This window comes from Streptosporangium sp. NPDC050284, from assembly GCF_044459525.1.
GTDB lineage: Bacteria > Actinomycetota > Actinomycetes > Streptosporangiales > Streptosporangiaceae > Streptosporangium.
This window is the reverse complement of record NZ_JBITIZ010000009.1, coordinates 331,557-350,631: the sequence shown is the minus strand read 5'-3', so window position 1 is coordinate 350,631 and position 19,075 is coordinate 331,557. Positions and strand designations below refer to the sequence as shown.

The window sequence follows — 19,075 nt, the reverse complement described above, 5'->3', positions numbered from 1 at the left end:
CGAAGGAGAGAACGCGGCTTCCTACCCCGCGACGGGGAGTACCAGGGCCGCGGCGCCGTACAGGCCGGCGTCGCGTTCCAGGGAGGTCCGTTCGACGGTCAGGCGGCGCAGGAAGGCGAGGCCCGCCCGTTTGGCGACCGCCTGGCGCAGCGGGGCGAGCAGGGTCTCTCCCGACCCGGACACGCCGCCCCCGATGACGACGTCGTCGATGTCGAAGAGCGCCGCCGTGGTGAGGATCGCCACGGCCAGCGCGTCGGCGGCCCGCTGGAAGGCCAGCTGGGCGGCGGGCACCCCGCGCGCGGCGTCGGCCGAGAGCGCGCGGGCGTCCGGATGCGCGCCGGGAGCGCTCCAGCCGTTCGCCAGCGCCCAGCGGACCATGCTCGGGCCGCTCGCGATCGTCTCCAGGCAACCGGTCGCCCCGCAGGGGCAGAGCTCTCCGTCGCGGTCCACGATGATGTGCCCGATGTGTCCGGCGTTTCCTGTGGGTCCCACGTACGGCGTCCCGTCGAGGACGAGGCCCCCGCCCACACCGGTGGACACCACGATGCCCAGCAGGGCGCGGGAGCGCGAGTGCCCGCCCCGCCACCACTCCCCCAGTGCCATGCACTGCGCGTCCCCCGCGAGCGCGACGGGAAGGCCGGGAAGGAGCTCGCTCACCGCACCGACCAGGGGGAAGCCTCGCCAGGCGGGGATGTTGACCGGGCTGACCGTACCGGCGACGGCGTCGAGGGGGCCCGCGGAGCCGATCCCGATCCCGACCGGATCCCCGGCGCCGGTGTCGTCGACGCCACCGGCGGTGTCTGCGGGGCGGATGTCCCGGGTACCACGGATGTCGTGGACGAGCGAGACCAGTGTCGCCTCGGGGTCCCGGCCGACCGGCACCTCCACCCTGCGTGTCACGGTCCCGTCCGGCCTGACCAGCGCCGCGGCGAACTTGGTGCCCCCGATGTCGATCGCGAGAGCGGTCACCGGCCGGCCCGCCCGGCATGCCGGAGCGCGGCTGGAGGGCAGATGACCATCGGTGCCACCGCGCGGCTGTGCAAGGGGATCCTCCGGTGATCGATGACACAAAGGGTACTTTTCCCAAGTGACCGGGCAAACAGGCTGAAGGTACGACGGCAATGACAACGTTGTCAACGGTATGCGGGGAGCACAGAGCCACCGGTTCACCCCAAGCCCTCATGAGTTGTGCAGCCTTATCCGATTTAAGGGCAGATACGGTTAGCCCAGGTGTGATGTGAGGAGACTGCGATGACGCACGAACACGCGGGACAGCCCGCCAGGCCGTCCGATCTGGTCGACGTGGCCCGCCTGGTGACCTCTTACTACGCCCTGCATCCCGACCCGGGTGAGATCGGCCAGCGGGTGGCGTTCGGGACGTCGGGACACCGGGGCTCCTCGCTGAACGTCGCCTTCAACGAGGACCACATCCTCGCGACCAGCCAGGCCATCGTGGAGTACCGGGCCGCGCAGGGGGTCGACGGCCCGCTGTTCCTGGGCGCCGACAGCCACGCGCTGTCGGAACCGGCCAGTGTGTCGGCGCTGGAGGTCTTCGCGGCCAACGGGGTGACAGTCATGATCGACAGCCGGGACGGCTACACCCCGACCCCCGCGGTCTCCCACGCGATCCTGGCCCACAACCGGGGACGTTCCTCGGCGCGTGCCGACGGCGTGGTGGTGACCCCCTCGCACAACCCGCCCGGCGACGGCGGCTTCAAGTACAACCCGCCGCACGGCGGCCCCGCCGACACCGACGCCACCTCCTGGATCCAGGACAGGGCCAACGCGCTGATCGCCGACGGGCTGAAGGAGGTCAGGCGGGTCCCGTACACCCGGGCGCTGGCCGCCGACACGACCGGCCGGTACGACTTCCTCGGCCACTACGTGGACGACCTGCCCTCGGTGCTGGATCTCGACGCTGTCCGGGAGGCGGGGGTGCGCGTCGGCGCCGACCCGCTGGGCGGGGCGAGCGTCGCGTACTGGGGGGAGATCGCCGAGCGGCACCGGCTGGACCTGACGGTGATCAACCCGCTCACCGACCCGACGTGGCGGTTCATGACGCTGGACTGGGACGGCAAGATCCGGATGGACTGCTCGTCGCCGTACGCGATGGCCTCGCTCATCGCCAACCGTGACGCCTTCGACGTCTCCACGGGCAACGACGCCGACGCCGACCGGCACGGCATCGTCACGCCCGACGGGGGGCTGATGAACCCCAACCACTACCTCGCCGTGGCGATCTCCTACCTCTACTCCCACCGGCCAGGCTGGCCCGCCGGTGCCGGGGTCGGCAAGACGCTGGTGAGCAGCGGCATGATCGACCGGGTGGCCGCCGACCTGGGCAGGCCGCTGATGGAGGTCCCCGTCGGGTTCAAGTGGTTCGTGCCGGGCCTGCTGGACGGCTCGCTGGGCTTCGGTGGCGAGGAGAGCGCCGGGGCGTCGTTCCTGCGACGCGACGGCTCGGTGTGGACCACCGACAAGGACGGCCTCATTCTGGCGCTGCTCGCCTCGGAGATCATCGCGACCACGGGCCGTTCACCGAGCGAGCACTACGGCGACCTGGTGTCCAGGTTCGGCGACCCCGCCTACGCCCGCGTCGACGCCCCCGCGACCCGGGAGGAGAAGGCGGTGCTCGCCAGGCTCTCGGCCGAACAGGTCACCGCGGGCAGCCTCGCCGGCGAGGAGATCACCCAGGTGCTGACCTCGGCCCCCGGCAACGGCGCGGCCCTCGGCGGGCTCAAGGTCTCCACCGAGAACGCCTGGTTCGCCGCCCGCCCCTCGGGCACCGAGGACGTGTACAAGATCTACGCCGAGTCCTTCAAGGGCCCCGAGCACCTGAAGCGGGTGCAGCAGGAGGCGCGCGACCTGGTCTCGGCTTCCCTGGGCTGACGGCGACGACGCACGCCCGGCGGGTGCGCCCGAGGGCAGGCACCCGCCGGGCGGCCCGCTCCCGGCGGGTGTCCTTGGACGAAAGCGGGCGCGGCCTCAGGTGAACATGCGCCAGGCGGCGGGCAGGACCGTCCAACGGCGCCGGGTGATCCGTCCCGTCAGCTCGCCGTCGGCGTTCACCGGGACGGAGTCGCCCTCCACGGTCACCTCCCTGCCACGGATGGTGATCACGTCGCGCAGGCCGGGATGGGTTCCCCTGCGAAGCCGGAGGGCGTAGGCGAGCCTGTCCAGCGGTCCGGTCGTCAGCGAGACGACGACGTCGGCCATGCCGTCGTCAGGCCTGGCCCGGGGAGCCAGCGGGGTGCCGCCGCCGATGGTGAGGCCGTTGCCGATCCCCACCATGAGCACCCGGCGCCCATCGCCGACGGAGCGGCCGTCCACCGTGACGCGCAGCCGCCAGCCGGGGCTTCGCACACCGGCGAGCAGCGCTCCCGCCGCGTAGGCGAGCCGCCCGAGCACCGGCTTGAGCGGCGTCGCGTCCTCGGACGCCTCGGCGCCGATGCCGAGGTGGACCATGTTGACGACGACCCCGTCCTCGTCGTCCACCAGCAGGTCGAGTGGCTGGGGCCGGCCCGCGAGCACGACGCGGGCGGCGACCGGCGGGTCCAGCGGGACGCCCAGGCCGCGAGCGAAGTCGTTGCCGGTGCCCAGCGGGACGAGCCCCACCGTGCGGGCCTCCAGTTCGCCGCGCCGGTGCAGGGCGGCGACCACCACGTGCAACGTGCCGTCGCCGCCCAGCACGACCACGTCCCTGCCCGGACAGGAGTCGAGCATCTCGTCCAGGTCCTTCTTCCCTGCGGGCGCCTCGATCACGTCGGCGCCACCGCCGCGCAGCGTTTCGAGTGCGGCGGTCCTGGCCTTCTCGTCGGCGCTCCCCGCGCTCTCGTTGTAGATCGCCAGCAGCTGGGCCATGTCGTTCCTCCACGTGGTCGTCCCTACGGCTCCTGCCCACCGGAGCCCCGATCACGCGGGTCCCGCCCCATCCGCCACCAGCGCAGGGACACCCACAACCCGGTCGCGACACCGATCAACACGGCCAGGACGTACACCGCGCGGATCGTCTCCTGTGAGGTGTAGCCGTTACCCGCCACGAGGATCGCCATGAGCAGCGCGGCCAGCAGTCCCACTCCCACACCCCCGGCGATACCGAGCAGCCCCACCTTCAGCGCGCGTGACAGACGGCCGCCGGGAGGCCGGGGCACCGGCGTCATGACGGCCATGATGCGGCCCACGACGAGGGCGGGATCGTCGTCGACCCCGCCGGCGACGAGCTGGACGGTCACCCCGCCGCGCTCGGGCTCGCTCAGGCAGATCCATTGGCGCTCGTCGAGGAAGACGGTGGCGCCTCCCGCACCGGGAACGGTCAGCCACAGGAACGGCGTGCCCTCGGGAAACGTCCTGACGCCGTGTCTGGCCGTCGGCGCGTGCACGTCGAGCGCCGCGCCGAGAGCCCGCAGCGCCACCTCCTGGCCGGATCTCCCCACGGCTGCCTCCCTTCCTCGTCCCTGTGTGGCGCGACCGGGCGCTCGCCTTCCGGCGGGGCGCCCCCGGGCCGAGGGGCGCCCGGAGGATCTGAGCCGTACGGCGGATCCCGGGGACCGGGCCCGGCTCCCGGCAGGGCCCGGCGAGCGGTCAGGCGGACCTCACACGGTGGACCTGCCGAAAGAACCGGTCTCGGCGAGGGAGAGGGAGCAGACCTCGTCCAGCACGTCGCGAAGCCGGGCCCGGTAGTCCTGGTCGGCGAGCCTGCCGTCGGCGTCGAACGGGACGGGGGTCGTGGAGACGGCCAGTTCCGCGCCCCGGACCACCGCGCCCGCCGCACCGAGCGCCCTGCGCAGCTGGATCTGCGTCCACATTCCCTCGTGGGCGCGCGGGCAGGCGGTCACCACACCCGCCGGCTTGCCCATCAGGACCGCGCCACCCCGCGCGGAGACGATCCAGTCGAGCGTGTGTCCCAGCTGCGCCGGGAGCGCACTGTGCGCCGGCGCGGTGATCAGCACGCCGTCCGCGGCGGAGAGGCGGTGCCACAGATCGGACACCGGCCGCGGGAGCCCGCCCTCCTCGAAGGGCGGCACCTGCTCCAGGCCCCGCCAGATCTCGAAGTCCACCGTCGCGGGCAGTTCCCGTGCCGCCGCCTCCAGGAGCCTCCAGACGTACGCCCCCGGGCGAAGGCTTCCCGCGATCCCAACGATCCTCATTCCCGGCCCCATCCTGTCGCCGTAAGGCGACGTTACGAGTGAGAGAGGTTCCGCCCTCGGTCACGCGGTCGCGGCCGTCAGCGGGGCGCTCCCTCGAACTCACCGACACAAACCGCTACTCGACATCACCGTGACGCGAAGAGGGAGGTCCGCTCGTGGTACGGGTCGAGCCGCCCCGCTCACGAACCCCGGAACGGCGATCACGCTTCCGCGAACCAGCGCGGCGACGGCGGTGCCGGCGAACCTCACACTCCATCACACTCGGGGCCTGCCCTCAGTGCAGGGGGACGAACATGATCAAGCGTATCCTTCGCGAAAAAGCAGGTTATTTCTCTGTCAAGGGCGGCGAGGGCGCTGGAGGAAAGGCCTGTCCCGCGCTATGGAGCCCCCGGGTAGGTGCGGGGAGCCGCCCGGTCGGTGACCCGCTTGAGCTCGAAGAACGCCTCCTCGGTGGCGAGCACCCTGAACGCGTCCCAGAGCCGCCCGGCCCGCTCGCCGGTCGGGACCTCGCTGACGACGGGGCCGAACTGGCCTGCGTGCCCGTTCACCGAGATGGTCGGGACGCCGATCAGCGCCTGGTTCCGCTCCCCCGCCGGCACCAGGGAGTGCGAGGCGTGGATCGCCTCGTCCCAGGTGTCGTCGCTCCTCGCGGCGAGCAGTTCTGAGGGCAGCCCGGCGTCGGCCAGCGCGGCGGCGATCACCGGCTCCAGCGACTCCATCGCGGCCCGCAGACTCGCGAGACCGCCGTCGGGCGTCGTGTCGCGGGTGCGCCGGAACAGGCCGTCCTCGCCGTGGTAACGGGTGCCGAGCGCGGTGTAGAGCTCACCGACGGCGGCGTCCCCGGCCGCCGCGCGTGCCGCTGCGAACACCCGTATGGTGCCCCGGCCGAGCTCGACGATCTCGCGGTACTCCTGGGGCATGTCCTGCTTCTCGTTGAGCACCGCCAGGCTCATCTCCCGCCAGTTGATCCTGATGGGGCGCACCTCGCGCACCTCCAGAATCCAGCGGGAGGTGATCCAGGCCCAGGGGCAGCCGGGATCGAACCAGAAGTCGACCAGATCCTCACTCATCGGAATCCTCTTTCCGTGGAAGTTCCTCACAGCATCGGACCTCAACCACGCTGAAGGTCAAGTTCGCCGACCGCACCGGGGCACGAGCCGTCGTCGCCGGCGTTCCCTGGGGCCGGATGCCGGCATCCCGCCCGTCCTGTGCCGCGCACGTGCCACCGATCACCCCTGGAGGTGGGCCCGCCACGCCGGATCAGCCGTGACCGCCGACCCGCCACGACGCGGCACCCGCGGGGGGCGGGGCTAACCGGCCGACGCGGCGCGCCGGGTGGCGGGGGCGATCGCCGCCACCAGACGCGGTGCGAGGGCCGCCGCCTGGGCGCGGATCTCCGGGATCGCCGTCGTCTCGTACAGGCTTCCGCGCAGCAGGGGGCCGAGCGTGAAGATCCTGTCATCCGGGTCTCCCGACGCGTCCAGGACCGCGCCGCCGGGATCGGCGTCCAACCCGAGCCGCAGCCGGTCCGGCCGGACCACGCCGTCGGCGACGAGGCGGGCGAGGAGGGGATCACCGGCGATGTCGGCGCCGGGCCCTGTGGCGTTGACCAGCCAGCCGACGTCGAGTTCGCGGACGGCGCCGTCGGTGCTCACCTGGGCGCGCAGCCCGCGAGGGCCGGAGGTGGCCCGGACCAGCCGGCCGCGGAGCAGGTGAAGGCGACCGCCGGCTCTGAGGTCGGCGATCCTGGCGGCCGTGGGGGGAGGGATCCGGTGGCGGTGAACCTCCCAGTGGCGGGCGGCCAGGCCCAGGAACCGCCTCTGGTCGTCAGGGGTGAGCCGGGCCCACAGTCTCTGGGCCTGTGGCCGCAGGCCGTCGACCACGCCGTACCAGTCGCCCCCGTTGTCCCGTACGGCCAGACGCACGGCGCGGAGCAGGTCACCGATCCTCAGCGGCCCGTCCGGGACCGGCGTCGGGACCGGTGGCGGCACGGGCCGGGGGTGCGGGCGCGGCAGCAGCGCGTGCCGCGACACCGCGTAGACCACGGTCTCCGGGTGTGCCCGGGTCACGCTGACCGCCACGTCCACCATGGTCAGCCCGGTCCCCAGCACGAGCACCGGCGCGCCGTCGCGGATCTCCGAGAGCGCGTCCGGCGCCCACGGGTCGGCGACGTAGCCGGGGCTTTTCTCGTCCACGATCGGCGGCCTGGCGGACTGCGCGCGGTTGCCCAGGGCGAGGACGACGGCCTCGGCGTCGATCCCGCCGCCGTCCGCCAGGTGGACCCGCACCCCCCGCTCCCTGGTCAGGGCGCTCACCGTGCCCTTCACCCTGCGCACCACACGGACGGGCCACTCCTCGGCGTCGGCCAGCAGGTCGCGAAGGTAGCGCCCGTACGTCTGTCTGGGCAGGTAGTCGGAGTCGGAGACGTCCAGCCCGTCGTCGAGGGCCCAGCGCAGGAAATGGCCGGGGTCGTCGTCCAGCCCGCTCATCTTGTTCGCGCAGGCGTTGAGGAGGTGGTGCGGATCGGTGGTCGAGTACGCCTGTCCCAGCGCGTACCGCCCGTACTGGTCGATCAGCACGACCTCCAGCGGCGTGTTCCGTGCCCGCGCCTCGCGGAGCAGGTGGACCGCCGCCAGCGTGCCGCTCGCGCCGCCGCCCACGACGGCGACCGATGGGTAACCTGACACGCGGTCCAGCATAACCCACTATTCCTACAGGGTATACGGGATAGCGAGAACACCGGCCACCTCATTCGCGATCTTGACGATTCCGGCGGCGAACACGACCCCGGGGCCACCGAGCCCTCCCTTCCGCCCTGGTGGGACGCGGGAGCGCGCACGGATGACAGAAAACTACTTTTGGGGCGTTGGAAATGAAGGAAATCATCATTGCTGTGTAGCCTGCCTTGAGACACCTTCCTCCGCCCATCCGCCACCCGACGCCTACCTCGATCAAGGTGACCGCATGCCCCATCGCAGCCCCGACCTGGCCCGGCTGGCCATGACCGTCCTCCAGCCGGGGTTCGATGGCACCGAGCCGCCCGGGTGGCTGCTGCGCGCGCTCGGCGAGGAGGGCCTCGGCGGAACCGTGCTGTTCGCCCGCAACCTCACCGGCCTCGGCCACACCGCCGATCTGGTCGCCCGGCTGCGCGCGGAGAACCCCGCCACGGTGATCGCGGTGGACGAGGAGGGCGGGTCCGTCACCCGCCTGCAGGCCTCGCGGGGCAGCTCGTGGCCGGGCAACCAGGCACTGGGCGTGGGCGACGACGTCGAGGCGACCCGGCTCGTCGCCCAGGAGATCGGCCGCCTCCTCGCCTCGGCCGACATCACCCTCGACTACGCCCCGGTGGCGGACGTCAACGCCAACCCGGTCAATCCGGTGATCGGCGTCCGCTCCTTCGGAGCCGATGCGGAGCTGGTCTCCCGGCACACCGCGGCCTGGATCTCCGGGCTTCAGGGGACCGGGGTCGCCGCCTGCGCCAAGCACTTCCCCGGCCACGGCGACACCCACACCGACTCCCACCACGCCCTGCCGACCCTGCACGCCTCCCCGCGTCTCCTCGCCGAGCGCGATCTTCCGCCCTTCCGCACGGCGGTGGCCGCGGGGGTGAGGGCCGTCATGTGCGGGCACCTGCTGATCCCCGCCCTCGACCCGGAGAATCCCGCGACGCTGAGCCGGAGGATCGTCACCGGCCTGCTCCGCGAGGAGATGGGATTCACCGGCATGATCGTCACCGACGCCATCGAGATGCGCGCCGTCGCGGCCCTCCATCCGCCAGGGGAGATCGCGGTCCGCGCCCTGGCGGCCGGAGCCGACGCGATCTGCGCGGGCATCTCCTCCCCCGGGGGCGAGAACGTCCACGAGCTGCGCGACGCCATCGTGGACGCCGTACGGGAGGGCAGGCTCGGCGAGGACCGGCTGGCCGAGGCCGCCTCCCGCGTCCTCGCCCTGTCCGGCTGGTACGCCTCGGACGCCGCCGCGCGGGCGCGGGCGGCGGGCATCGCCGCCAGGGACGCGGGGGGCGAGGGCGAGGAGCTCGGCCTGCGAACCGCTCGGGCGGCCATCCGCGTGACCTCCACGGCCGCTGCGGCCGTGCTCTCCGGGCCGCCGCTGGTCGTCGACATCGCCCCCCGGCTGAGCGAGGCGGTCGAGCCGGGCACGCTCACCGGTCTCATCGGCGCCTTCGCCGAGTTGCTGCCCGGCACCGTCGGCCACGTCGTCACCGTGGAGGCACCCGAGCTGCCCGACCTGGGTGACGAGAGCCGGCCGCTGGTGATGGTGGTGCACGACGCCGGGCGCCACCCCTGGGTCGGCGAGCTGCTGGCGCGGGCCGTCGCGCTGCGCCCCGACACCGTGGTGATCGAGACCGGGATGCCCGGAGACCCCACAGGAGCCGTGTACGTGACCACGAACGGCATCTCCCGGGCTTCGGCCCGCGCCGTGGCCCGCTGGTTGACCGGTGACCAATAGGCTGATTTATGACATGAAAGGCGCTTAATGAACGTCCTCGACGGCCCCACCCCCGTGAACCTGGTGGCCACGGTGAGGGCTGTCCTCCCCTCCCTCACCCCCGCCGCCCAGTCCATCGCGCGTCTCATCCTCGACGACCCCGGCGTCGTGGCCCGCAGCACCATCACCGAGTTCAGCGCGGCCTCCGGTACGAGCGAGGCCACGATCGTGCGCACCGCGAGGGCCCTGGGCTTCGCCGGATACTCGCAGCTGCGCTTCGCCCTGGCCGCGGCGGTGGCCAGGAACGAACCCGAGCGGCTGGTTCCCGGCGACCTCGGCCCCGACGACCCGCTGACCGACGTGATCGCGAAGGTGGCGAGGGCCGAGTCGGAGGCGCTGGCCGACACCGCGGCCCAGCTCAACCCCGACCGGCTGGGCCTGGTGGTGGAGGCGATGGCCGGGGCCCGCAGGGTCGACGTCTACGGGGTCGGCGCCTCCGGGCTCGTCGCGGTCGACATGGCGCAGAAGCTGATGCGGATCGGCCTGCCGGGTCACGCCTACACCGACGCGCACCTCGCGCTGACCAGCGCGGCACTGGTGCGAGACGACGACGTCGCGGTGGCGGTGAGCTGCACCGGCGAGACCCCGGACGTGCTCGCGCCCGTGCGCGTCGCGCGGCGCGCGGGCGCCACCACGGTGGCGATCACCAACAACCCGCGCTCCTCCCTGGCCGAGCTCGCCGACCACGTCCTGGTCTCGGCGGGCAGGGAGACCGCCTTCCGGCCGGGCGCCCTGGCCAGCCGGATCAGCCAGCTCCTCATCGTCGACTGCATCTTCGTCGGCGTCGCCCAGCGCACCTTCGAGACCTCCGACGCGGCCCTGAGGGCCACCAGAGACGCCATCGACGGCTTCAGGACCGACTACCGCCGCCGGAACAGGCCCTCCTAGCCCGTCCCGGCTTCGCAGGGGGCCGGCCCAGATTCGGATCACTCCCGGCCGCTTCTCCTCGTTTCACCTCACGAGGACGCGGGCCCGCCCGGTGCCACCCGGTCACGGCAGGGCACGGCGCGCGGTGATCTCACCGGCTCCGGGCCCATCCCCCCGCGCTCGGACGCCCCGATCACAGGCAGTCGTAGAGCGCCTCCAGGATCGGGGGCCAGCGAGGGTCGGGGCCGGCGGGGGCGATGATCGTGCGGCTCGGCGTGTAGCCGAACCCGACACCGGCCACCGGATCGGCGAAGGCGAGCGAGCCGCCCGACCCGCTGTGCCCGAACGCCTCCGCCCGGGGCGCGAAGGGACGCACCTCGTTGGGGAGCATGTATCCCAGGCCGAAGCGGGTCCGGCCGCGCAGGACCTCGTCGAACCCGTCGCTGTGCGCCGTCGTGGCGCGCGCCAGCATCCCGGGGGCGAGGAGATCGCCCGACAGGAGCCCGCCGTACAGGGTCGCCAGGGCTCTGGCGGAGGCGTGGCCGTTGGCGGCGGGGATCTGGGCGGCGCGCCAGCGCCCGGTGTTCGGCAGGCCGGGTACGAGCTGGTCCGCCGGATTGAGGAACGCCTTGGCGGTGACCGAGGCGGGGTCCGTCATCGCCTCGGCCAGCGGGGAATCCGTGGGCGTGGGCGGGCCTTCCGGCGGGAGCACGAACGCCGCCCGGTGCGCGTCCTTCCGGGGAAGCCCAATCGAGAGGTCGGGAACGCCGAGCTCTCCGGAGACCAGGTCCCGGATCTCTCTGCCGGTGACCCGGCGGAGCAGTTCGCCGACCAGCCAGCCGAACGTGACCGCGTGGTATCCGTGCCGCTCTCCCGGTGTCCACCATGGTTCCTCGACGGCCAGCGCGCCCGCCATGGCGTCCCAGTCGTAGAGGCTTCCCGGTGGCAGCGGCGAGCGGACCGCGGGCAACCCGGCGCGGTGGGAGAGCAGTTGGGCGACGGTGGCCTCCGAAGCGAACTCGGGCCAGTAGCGTGCCACGGGCGCGTCGAGGTCGAGAAGCCCGCGCTGCGCGCACAGCAGGGCCACGGTCGCGACGACGCCCTTGGAGACCGAGAAGACGTTGACGACCGTGTCGCGGCGCCATGGGTGAACGCCGCCCTCGTCGACCGTACCGAACCAGACGTCCACGACAGGACGGCCGCCCGCGGTGACGGCCAGGGCGGCGCCTCCGGGACCGAGCCCCTCCCTGAGCGCCTCGACGACCGGGGCGAACGCGGGATCGCAGAACATGATCTCCTCCTTCGATTACTAAACCTTAGTTGCGCAACCATGGTTGAGTATTGGATGGTGGGCCGCGTGACGTCAAGCCCGGTCGACCCCGGCGCAGCCGGGGACCTCTCCCTGCTCTTCACCGCCCTGGCCGCCGCCTGCGACGCCGAGGTGCGCGGGCGCATGGCCGCGGCGGGCCACACCGAGGTACGCACCGTCCACGGCTACGTCTTCCAGCACCTGCTGGGCGGCCCGGCCCGCGTCAGCGACCTGGCGGGACTGCTCGGCATGACACCGCAGGGCGCGTCCAAGGTGGTGACGGAAATGGAGCGGATCGGCTACCTCACCCGCAGGGCCGATCCGGAGGACCAGCGGGCACGCATCGTCGAACTGACCGGGCACGGCAGGGACGCCGTCGAGGCAGGCCGTGCGGCGCGCGCCGCCGTCACCGCCGAGCTTCGCGCGGTCCTGGGCGAGACGGCGACGGACGAGCTGGTGTCGTCCCTCGACCGGCTGGCCGACCACACGGGCGCCATGCGCGAGCTCCTCGCCCGCCGCCTCAGGCCCCGCCACGCGTGAGTCCTCGCAGCCCCGTCCCGCGGGAGTCGTCCCTGCCCGCGAGCCCCGCGCTTCGTCACGGGAGCTCAGGACAGGCGCAGGGCCTCGGCGGCGACCGCGTGGCGCAGGTCACGGATGCCAGCGCGGCCACGCAGGGGGTGGACGTTGTTGGTCAGCAGGACGACGGTGAGGGCGCGTTCGGGATCGACGACGAGCGAGGTGCCGGTGAAGCCTGAGTGGCCGTAGGCGCCGGCCAGCGGGCCGACGATCGCGGGATCGCCGATCCGCACGCCCAGGCCGTGGCGGAAGTCGGCGCCCCTCACGCCGTGATCGCGGGTGAGCTCCGCGACCGCGCCGGGCCGCAGGACCGGCGCTCCCCCGGTGCGCAACGCCTCGGCGAAGCGTACGAGGTCGTCGGCGGTGGAGAAGATCCCGGCGTGCCCGGCGACCCCGCCCAGGCCGTGCGCGGTCTCGTCGTGGACCTCGCCACGCACGCATCCGGGCCCCGGGCGCTCGGGTTTGTGCTCGGTGGCGACGATCCGGGGCAGCAGGGACGCGGCGGGACGATATCCGGTGTCGGGCAGGCCCAGCGGATCGATGACCCGGACGCGGACGAGCTCGTCCAGGCAGGCCCGGCCGGCGATCTCCGCCACCCTGCCCGCCGTGATCAGACCGACGTCCGAATAGAGGTAGCGCTCACCCACGGGACCGATAGGCGGCGTCGAGAGGATCCTTTCCATCCGCCTGGCGCGGACCTGCTCGCCGTCGCCGGGAATCTCCTCGTGGGCTCTGCGCCCCGGCGGCAGTCCCGCCGTGTGGGTGAGCAGGTGCCGCAGGGTGACCTCGGGCGCTCCGCCGTAACAGGCGGGCAACCGGTCCGCGACGGGCTCGTCCAGGCCGAGCAGTCCGTCCTCGGCCAGCGACAGGATGACGGCCGTGGTGAAGAGCTTGGTGATCGAGGCGAGGTCGAAGACCGCGTCGCGGAGGGCGGGCGGCCGGTCCTCGGCGAGCTCCTCCGAGGCAGACGAGTAGCGCACGGCCTCCCCCACCGCGGCGGCGGCCACCGTGACACCGCCCACGGCGATCGCGGCCACCGCCGCCGAGCAGACGCGCGGCACGGCCGCCCCGAGGATCCCGGTGAGCCGGGCACCCTCGTCACGCTCGGACATTGTTCCCGCCTCCGGTCCTCGGCCCCGGTCCCGGCTCAGCGCAGGAAGCCGACTCCGCGCCCGGCGCCGGTCTCACCTCCGGTGCCGGTTTCCCCTCCACCGGAGGTTCAGGCGCCCCTGGCCCGTCCAGCCTCCAGCGCCGCCTCGAGATGGTCACCGTGCCGCTCCAGCAGGACCCGGGCACCGTCGGCGTCGAGGCCGTGCTCGATCATCAGCACCGCGACCTTCACGTGCCATCCGGCGGCCTCCAGCGCGGAACGGGCGGCGGAGAGTGCCGCCCCGGTGATGTCACTCACCATTCTGGCCGCCCGGTCGGCCAGCTTGGAGTTCATCGCCGACACCTCGATCATCGTGTTGCCGTAGGTACGGCCCAGCCTGACCATCGCGATCGTGGAGATCATGTTGAGGACCAGTTTCTGCGCGGTCCCCGCCTTGAGCCTGGTGGAGCCGGTCACCACCTCCGGGCCGACGATCACCTCGATGGGATGCCGCGCGGCCGCCGACAGCGGGGTCGCGACGTTGCACGACAGGGCCACGGTCAGGGCTCCACGGCGGCTCGCCTCGGCCAGCGCGCCGAGCACGAAGGGCGCGCGACCGCTCGCGGAGACGCCCACCACCGCGTCGAGCGCGCCCACTCCCCGTTCCGCCAGAGCTGCCGCTCCCCCCTCCCGGTCGTCCTCCGCGCCCTCGACCGAACGCGTCAGCGCGGGGGTGCCGCCCGCGATGACACCCTGGACGAGCTCGGGGTCGGTACCGAAGGTCGGCGGGCATTCCGAGGCGTCCAGCACGGCCAACCGGCCTGACGTCCCCGCGCCCACGTAGAACAGGCGGCCACCCGACCTCATCCTGGCCACGACCGCGTCCACCGCGGCCGAGATCTCCGGAATCGCCTCGGCGACCGCCGCGGGCACCGCGGTGTCCGCGGCGTTCATCAGCCTGGCCACCTGCTCGGTGGGGAGCAGGTCGATCCGGCTGTAGCGCGGATCGCTCTGCTCGGTGGAAAGCGTGGACAGCGTGGCTACTTGATCACTCATGACGTCCCATGTCGTTAGTTGTCCTGTCTCACTGCCGTCAACCAGATGATCATCTGACAGCGAGGAAGTTACGGCCGCGTACCCGGCGGGAACCCGTACGTCGGGTCACCCCGGCGTGCCCAGGCCCTCATGACAGCCCACGGCGATAGAGCCAGAAGACCCGCTCGGCGTGCGCGCCGACCGTCCTGGCGTAGAAGCGCAGCGGCCCCACCCAGCCGATCTGGGCGCTCGACATGCCCGTGGCCCGCTGCTCGGCGAGACATCGGCGTACGAGCACGCGACCGACCCCCAGGCCCCGCGCGGCCGGCGCGGTGCCCATCGGGCCGAACCAGGAGGGCCTCGCGCCCCACGCGGCGAAACCGAGGATCTCGCCTTCCCTGACGGCGTAGTGGCAGCCGGCGGCCTGCTCCGCCTCCCACGCCCAGTTCGCGTTCCACTGCTCCTCGACGAAGGCCGACACGGCGGCGCGGTCCCCTGGGGCGACGGCGTGCACGGTGACCCCCAAGGCCGCCAGCCGCGTGAGGTCGTCGTCGACGGACAGGTCGCCGGCGAGGTCGACGGTCATGTTCCAGGCGACGTTGTAGCGCTCGTAGCCGAGGCTCTCGGCCAGGCAGGCCGCCGCGGTGTAGCGCACGTCGATGCCCGGCCAGGCGTAGCAGGGCGGGTTACCGGCGAAGCGCACCTCGGTCGCCCCCCGGTCGCGCAGCCAGTCCTCGGCCGCGGTGACCAGCGCCCGGCCCAGGCCCGCTCCCCGAGCCTCGGGACGTACCGCGAGCAGGTCGAGATGGCCCGCCCGCGGGTCACGCGCCGACATCGAGGCGAACACCACACCGTCCAGACCGCGCGTCACCAGCGCCGTCCAGGAGCGGTGCGCGGGCGGCGTGGCGAGACGGGCGACCAGGCTCGCGGACTCCCCCACGTCATGGGTGAGAGCGGCCCCGGCGATCTCCGCGAGCGCCTCCGCGTCGGCCGCGACGGCCTCCCGGATCCCGGACAGCTCGCGGGTTCCGGACAGCTCGCCGATCTCGGACGCCGCACGGGTTCCGGATATCTCGCGGATTCCCGGCACTTCCGGACTCCTCGACGTCTCAGTGGCCCTCGGCGCCTCGCCCACACTCCACGGCCCCGCCCCGGGTCTCTTTCTCAGCGGGTTCACGGGTGACCGACCGGCATCGCGACGACGTTGCGTGGAGCGGGGTGGAAGCAGGCGTGCTCCTGGGGCGTACCGCCGCCGTGGCCGAGCAGCGGGTGCTCGGACTCGCAGCGGCCGGTACGGAACGGGCAGCGCCGGGCGAACAGGCATCCCTCGTCGAGGCGGCTCTCGTCGAGCGCCCCGGTCGGCGTCACCGGCTCCTCGCCCGGCCGCTCCAGGCCGTGCAGCACGGGGATGGCCGACAGCAACGACTGGGTGTACGGGTGCACCGGGGCGGAGATGATCGTCTCGACGTGGCCACGCTCGACGACCTGCCCCCGGTAGATGACGTACAGCTCGCCGTCGTCGCCGATGTAGCGCGCGGTCGCCACGTCGTGGGTGATGAACAGCACGCTCACCCCGAGGCGTTCGCGAAGGTCCTTGAGCAGGGCGAGGATGCCCAGCCGCAGCGATACGTCGATCATGGAGACGGCCTCGTCGGCGACGAGCATCTCGGGGTCGACGGTGAGGGCACGGGCGATGACGACCCGCTGGCGCATACCGCCGGAGAGCTGGTGGGGGTAGCGCGGCAGCACGTAGCCGGGGTCGAGACCGACCAGTTCCAGCAGTTCCTGGGCGCGTCCGTCCGCCCACGAGCGTGATCGGCCGGTCTGCGCGGCTCGCAGTGCCAGCGGCGCGTCCAGCGTCTGGTGCACCGTGCGGGTCGGGTTGAGCGCCGAGTACGGGTCCTGGTGGATGAGCTGGATCCTGCGGAAGTGGGGCTGGCGCTGCCTCGGGCGCAGCGACGACATGGGCGTGCCGTCGATGACGATCTCTCCGGAGTCGTAGCTCTCCAGTCCGGCGATGATCCGCCCCAGCGTCGTCTTGCCGCAGCCCGACTCCCCGATGAACGACACCGCCCCGCCCTTGGGGATGGCGAAGTCGACGCCGCGCAGCGCCTTCACCTCCCGGCCGGCGAGTATGCCGCCCCGCTGCTTGAAGGTCTTCGTGACTCCCTGTCCAGTGATCACGCTTTCTCCCTCGCCCCGTGTGTCCCGGCGGACCTTCCGGCCCCCCGCGAAACCGCGTCCCGGTCCTCGTGGGCGTTCCCGTTCGTGTTCGCGGCCTCGTTCCCGTTCTTCGTCCCGTTCCCGGCGCCGCCGTCCGTCCCGTTCGCGGCGTGCGCGACGGCTCCGTCGCCGGTCCGGTGCGCGGTGCGCGCGGCGTTCGCGTCCTCGTCGTCCTCGTCCGCGTGGCGGGCGGCGACGGCGTGGCAGGCCACGATCCAATCGCCGCGCGTGACGGCGGGCGGCTCCTCGGTCTCGCAGACGTCCATGCGCAGCTCACAACGTTCCCTGAAGACGCATCCCCTCGACGGGACGGTCCCAAGCGTCGGCGGACGGCCGGGCAGTGCCCTCGCCTCCCCGATGTCGCCGACCAGGCGCGGGATGGCGCGGATCAGGCCCTGGGTGTAGGGGTGGCGGGGTGCGCCGAGCACCTCGGTGGTCGGTCCCTGCTCCACCACGCGCCCGCCGTACATGACGGCCAGCCGGTCGGCGACCTCGGCCACCACGCCGAGGTCGTGGGTGATGACGAGCGTGGTGAGCCCGCGCTCCTCGTGGACCTCCCTGATGATCCGCAGGATCGTGGCCTGGCTGATCATGTCGAGCGCGGTCGTGGGCTCGTCCAGCACGACGAGATGGGCGTTGAGCACCAGCGCGAACATGATGCCGACCCGCTGGCGCATCCCGCCGGACAGCTCGTGCTGGTGGGAGTCGAGCACGCGCGCGCCGTCCAGGCCCATCCTGCCGAGCAGGTCCTTGGCGTCCCTGACCAGCTCCCTCAGATCCTGGATGTCGTGCGAACGGCCCAGGTCGAGGAGTTGCTTGCCGACCGTCTTGAGTGGGTTGAGGGAGTTCTGGGCCGCCTGGAAGACGTACCCGATGTGCCGTCCCCGCGCCCTGCGCAGATCGTCGCCCCGCAACTCCACGACGTTGCCGAGCCCGTCGATCTCCACGCGGCCCGAGCGGATCCTGCCGGGAGGCTGGACCGCGTTCAGCAGCGACAGCGCCAGGGTGGACTTGCCCGACCCCGACTCGCCGACCACCCCGGTGATCGTCCCCGGCGTCAACTCGATGTCGATCCCCGACACGGCGGGCAGTTCTCCCGCCGACGTCCGGTAGACGACGGACAGGTCGTCGACGCGCACCCCGGGCGGGCCGCTCCTTCCCGCCTCGCGGGAGTTCGCCGCGCCTTGGGCGCTCGCGGCGCTCGCGGTGCCCTCGGTGCCCTCCGGGTTCCGGGCACCCCGGGTGCGCCGGGCGCTCAGGGTTCTCACGGCGGCGGCCAGCCGCTCGCCGGGTGTCACGGACACCTTCTCCGAACGTGCGAACATCTGTTCAGTCCTCCCGCAGCCGGGGGTTGAAGATCTCGTCCATGGCGTCGACGACGAGGACGATGCCCAGGGTGAGCAGCAGGATCGCCAACAGCGGCGCCAGCATGTACGGCAGCGCGGTGGTCGTCGTCAGCGCGCCGCCGCCGAACACGGCGAGGTTGAGCATCACGCCCCAGTTGTTGGCGTCGAACGGCAGGACCCCCAGGAAGAACAGGCCCACCTGCGCGTACACCGCGCCGGTCACCGCGATGAGCATGTTCATCGCGATGAAGGGAGCCATGCTGGGCAGCAGTTCCCTGCCGACGATGTGCCTGCCGGACAGACCGAGCCCTCTGGCCGCCTCGATGAAGCCGCGCTCGCGCAGCGAGAGGGTCTGCGCCCGCACGGCGCGCGCCACACCGCCCCAGCCGAGGAGTCCGAGCACCAGGCCCATCTCGAGCGCGCTGGTGAACTTCCAGACGGTCGACAGGACGAGCAGCAGCGGGAGGGCGGGGATGGTGAGCTTCATGTCGGTGATCCGCATGAGCACGGAGTCCCAGCGTCCGCGCCGGAACCCCGCGAAGAGCCCGACGGCGGTGCCGACGGCCACCGTGATCACGGCGGTGACCAGCGCGGTCAGCAGGACGTACCGGGCGCCGGTGACCACCAGGGCGAGCACGTCCGTGCCCTCGAAGTCGGTGCCGAAGGGGTGCGCGAGGCTCGGCGCGGCGTAGAGCGCGTTGTCGTCGCGCGGCAGCCGCGCGGGGTAGAGCAGTGGCCCGAAGATCCCCATGAACGCGAACATGGCCAGGATCGCCACGCCCACGATCCGGCTGGGCTTGCGCCGCAGGACCCGCCAGACGCCGCGCCGGAAGTTGCGCCGCAGCGTCGCGCGGGTGCCGGAGATCCCCGGAGTCCCCGGGGTGCCGGGGGCGCCGGGGGCGCCACCCGTGATGACCGGTGCCGTCACGCGATCACCCCCGCGGTGCGGGTGTACGGGCTCGTGAGATCCGCC

17 protein-coding genes are annotated in these 19,075 nt (G+C 72.7%); 4 read left to right on the top strand and 13 right to left on the bottom strand.

Translation table 11 applies throughout. From position 1 onward, the window contains the following. Positions 1–21: 21 nt before the first annotated feature. Positions 22–969, bottom strand: a complete 948-nt coding sequence (locus ACIBH4_RS22775) for an ROK family protein (RefSeq protein WP_362511302.1) — start codon at positions 967–969, stop codon at positions 22–24. 282 nt (positions 970–1,251) lie between these two features. Here ACIBH4_RS22775 and pgm point away from each other — a divergent pair, with 282 nt between their 5' ends. Continuing rightward, a complete protein-coding gene (gene pgm, locus ACIBH4_RS22770) occupies positions 1,252–2,889 on the top strand; it encodes a phosphoglucomutase (alpha-D-glucose-1,6-bisphosphate-dependent) (RefSeq protein WP_362765418.1) in 1,638 nt (545 codons plus the stop codon). 96 nt (positions 2,890–2,985) lie between these two features. Here the strand turns inward: pgm and ACIBH4_RS22765 are convergent, their stop codons facing one another. The 5 genes from ACIBH4_RS22765 to ACIBH4_RS22745 form a co-directional block, all read right to left on the bottom strand. Beyond that, complete coding sequence (locus ACIBH4_RS22765; protein ID WP_362511309.1) at positions 2,986–3,861, bottom strand: diacylglycerol kinase family protein; 876 nt, start codon at positions 3,859–3,861, stop codon at positions 2,986–2,988. Positions 3,862–3,884: 23 nt separating this feature from the next. Then, positions 3,885–4,433 carry a hypothetical protein gene (locus ACIBH4_RS22760; protein WP_362511312.1) on the bottom strand — a complete coding sequence of 183 codons (549 nt, stop codon included), beginning with the start codon at positions 4,431–4,433 and terminating at the stop codon, positions 3,885–3,887. Positions 4,434–4,592: 159 nt separating this feature from the next. Continuing rightward, on the bottom strand, positions 4,593–5,147 hold the full coding sequence (locus tag ACIBH4_RS22755; protein WP_362765421.1) for an NAD(P)H-dependent oxidoreductase: 555 nt from the start codon (positions 5,145–5,147) through the stop codon (positions 4,593–4,595). Between the two features lie 377 nt (positions 5,148–5,524). Then, a complete protein-coding gene (locus ACIBH4_RS22750; RefSeq protein WP_362511318.1) occupies positions 5,525–6,217 on the bottom strand; it encodes a DsbA family protein in 693 nt (230 codons plus the stop codon). Between the two features lie 240 nt (positions 6,218–6,457). Then, positions 6,458–7,834, bottom strand: coding sequence for an FAD/NAD(P)-binding protein (locus ACIBH4_RS22745; RefSeq protein ID WP_362511321.1), 1,377 nt, complete (start codon positions 7,832–7,834; stop codon positions 6,458–6,460). Positions 7,835–8,111: 277 nt separating this feature from the next. On the opposite strand from ACIBH4_RS22745, the gene ACIBH4_RS22740 reads away from it, so the two are divergent. Beyond that, positions 8,112–9,617, top strand: a complete 1,506-nt coding sequence (locus ACIBH4_RS22740; protein WP_362765424.1) for a glycoside hydrolase family 3 N-terminal domain-containing protein — start codon at positions 8,112–8,114, stop codon at positions 9,615–9,617. A gap of 27 nt (positions 9,618–9,644) precedes the next feature. After that, complete coding sequence (locus ACIBH4_RS22735; protein WP_362511327.1) at positions 9,645–10,544, top strand: MurR/RpiR family transcriptional regulator; 900 nt, start codon at positions 9,645–9,647, stop codon at positions 10,542–10,544. Between the two features lie 172 nt (positions 10,545–10,716). Here the strand turns inward: ACIBH4_RS22735 and ACIBH4_RS22730 are convergent, their stop codons facing one another. Next, positions 10,717–11,814: a serine hydrolase domain-containing protein gene (locus ACIBH4_RS22730; protein ID WP_362765426.1), complete on the bottom strand. Its 1,098-nt coding sequence runs from the start codon at positions 11,812–11,814 to the stop codon at positions 10,717–10,719. A gap of 66 nt (positions 11,815–11,880) precedes the next feature. Between ACIBH4_RS22730 and ACIBH4_RS22725 the strand changes: the two genes are divergently transcribed. After that, on the top strand, positions 11,881–12,372 hold the full coding sequence (locus tag ACIBH4_RS22725; RefSeq protein WP_362511333.1) for a MarR family winged helix-turn-helix transcriptional regulator: 492 nt from the start codon (positions 11,881–11,883) through the stop codon (positions 12,370–12,372). A gap of 65 nt (positions 12,373–12,437) precedes the next feature. Here the strand turns inward: ACIBH4_RS22725 and ACIBH4_RS22720 are convergent, their stop codons facing one another. The 6 genes from ACIBH4_RS22720 to ACIBH4_RS22695 all read right to left on the bottom strand — a co-directional run bounded on the left by ACIBH4_RS22720 (position 12,438) and on the right by ACIBH4_RS22695 (position 19,030). Continuing rightward, positions 12,438–13,520 (bottom strand): serine hydrolase domain-containing protein, encoded by a 1,083-nt coding sequence (locus tag ACIBH4_RS22720; protein ID WP_362511336.1) that lies wholly within the window; start codon positions 13,518–13,520, stop codon positions 12,438–12,440. Between the two features lie 107 nt (positions 13,521–13,627). After that, positions 13,628–14,554: an N-acetylmuramic acid 6-phosphate etherase gene (gene murQ / locus ACIBH4_RS22715; protein ID WP_362511339.1), complete on the bottom strand. Its 927-nt coding sequence runs from the start codon at positions 14,552–14,554 to the stop codon at positions 13,628–13,630. 127 nt (positions 14,555–14,681) lie between these two features. Next, on the bottom strand, positions 14,682–15,623 hold the full coding sequence (locus tag ACIBH4_RS22710; RefSeq protein WP_362511342.1) for a GNAT family N-acetyltransferase: 942 nt from the start codon (positions 15,621–15,623) through the stop codon (positions 14,682–14,684). A gap of 83 nt (positions 15,624–15,706) precedes the next feature. Then, positions 15,707–16,717, bottom strand: coding sequence for an ABC transporter ATP-binding protein (locus ACIBH4_RS22705; RefSeq protein WP_362511345.1), 1,011 nt, complete (start codon positions 16,715–16,717; stop codon positions 15,707–15,709). Then, the gene (locus ACIBH4_RS22700) at positions 16,714–18,081 is read right to left on the bottom strand and encodes an ABC transporter ATP-binding protein (RefSeq protein ID WP_362511349.1); all 1,368 of its coding nucleotides are present in this window, start codon (positions 18,079–18,081) and stop codon (positions 16,714–16,716) included. The genes ACIBH4_RS22705 and ACIBH4_RS22700 overlap by 4 nt, the downstream gene beginning before the upstream one ends. Before the next feature lie 4 nt (positions 18,082–18,085). After that, positions 18,086–19,030 (bottom strand): ABC transporter permease, encoded by a 945-nt coding sequence (locus ACIBH4_RS22695; RefSeq protein ID WP_362511352.1) that lies wholly within the window; start codon positions 19,028–19,030, stop codon positions 18,086–18,088. Positions 19,031–19,075 lie beyond the last annotated feature (45 nt).

What these genes read in the sequence shown, in the direction of transcription:
- pgm (WP_362765418.1), top strand. Translation starts at nt 1,252, where the DNA reads ATGACGCACGAACACGCGGGACAGCCCGCCAGGCCGTCCGATCTGGTC.
- ACIBH4_RS22765 (WP_362511309.1), bottom strand. Translation starts at nt 3,861, where the DNA reads ATGGCCCAGCTGCTGGCGATCTACAACGAGAGCGCGGGGAGCGCCGAC.
- ACIBH4_RS22755 (WP_362765421.1), bottom strand. Translation starts at nt 5,147, where the DNA reads ATGAGGATCGTTGGGATCGCGGGAAGCCTTCGCCCGGGGGCGTACGTC.
- ACIBH4_RS22750 (WP_362511318.1), bottom strand. Translation starts at nt 6,217, where the DNA reads ATGAGTGAGGATCTGGTCGACTTCTGGTTCGATCCCGGCTGCCCCTGG.
- ACIBH4_RS22740 (WP_362765424.1), top strand. Translation starts at nt 8,112, where the DNA reads ATGCCCCATCGCAGCCCCGACCTGGCCCGGCTGGCCATGACCGTCCTC.
- ACIBH4_RS22735 (WP_362511327.1), top strand. Translation starts at nt 9,645, where the DNA reads ATGAACGTCCTCGACGGCCCCACCCCCGTGAACCTGGTGGCCACGGTG.
- ACIBH4_RS22730 (WP_362765426.1), bottom strand. Translation starts at nt 11,814, where the DNA reads ATGTTCTGCGATCCCGCGTTCGCCCCGGTCGTCGAGGCGCTCAGGGAG.
- ACIBH4_RS22720 (WP_362511336.1), bottom strand. Translation starts at nt 13,520, where the DNA reads ATGTCCGAGCGTGACGAGGGTGCCCGGCTCACCGGGATCCTCGGGGCG.
- murQ (WP_362511339.1), bottom strand. Translation starts at nt 14,554, where the DNA reads ATGAGTGATCAAGTAGCCACGCTGTCCACGCTTTCCACCGAGCAGAGC.
- ACIBH4_RS22700 (WP_362511349.1), bottom strand. Translation starts at nt 18,081, where the DNA reads ATGTTCGCACGTTCGGAGAAGGTGTCCGTGACACCCGGCGAGCGGCTG.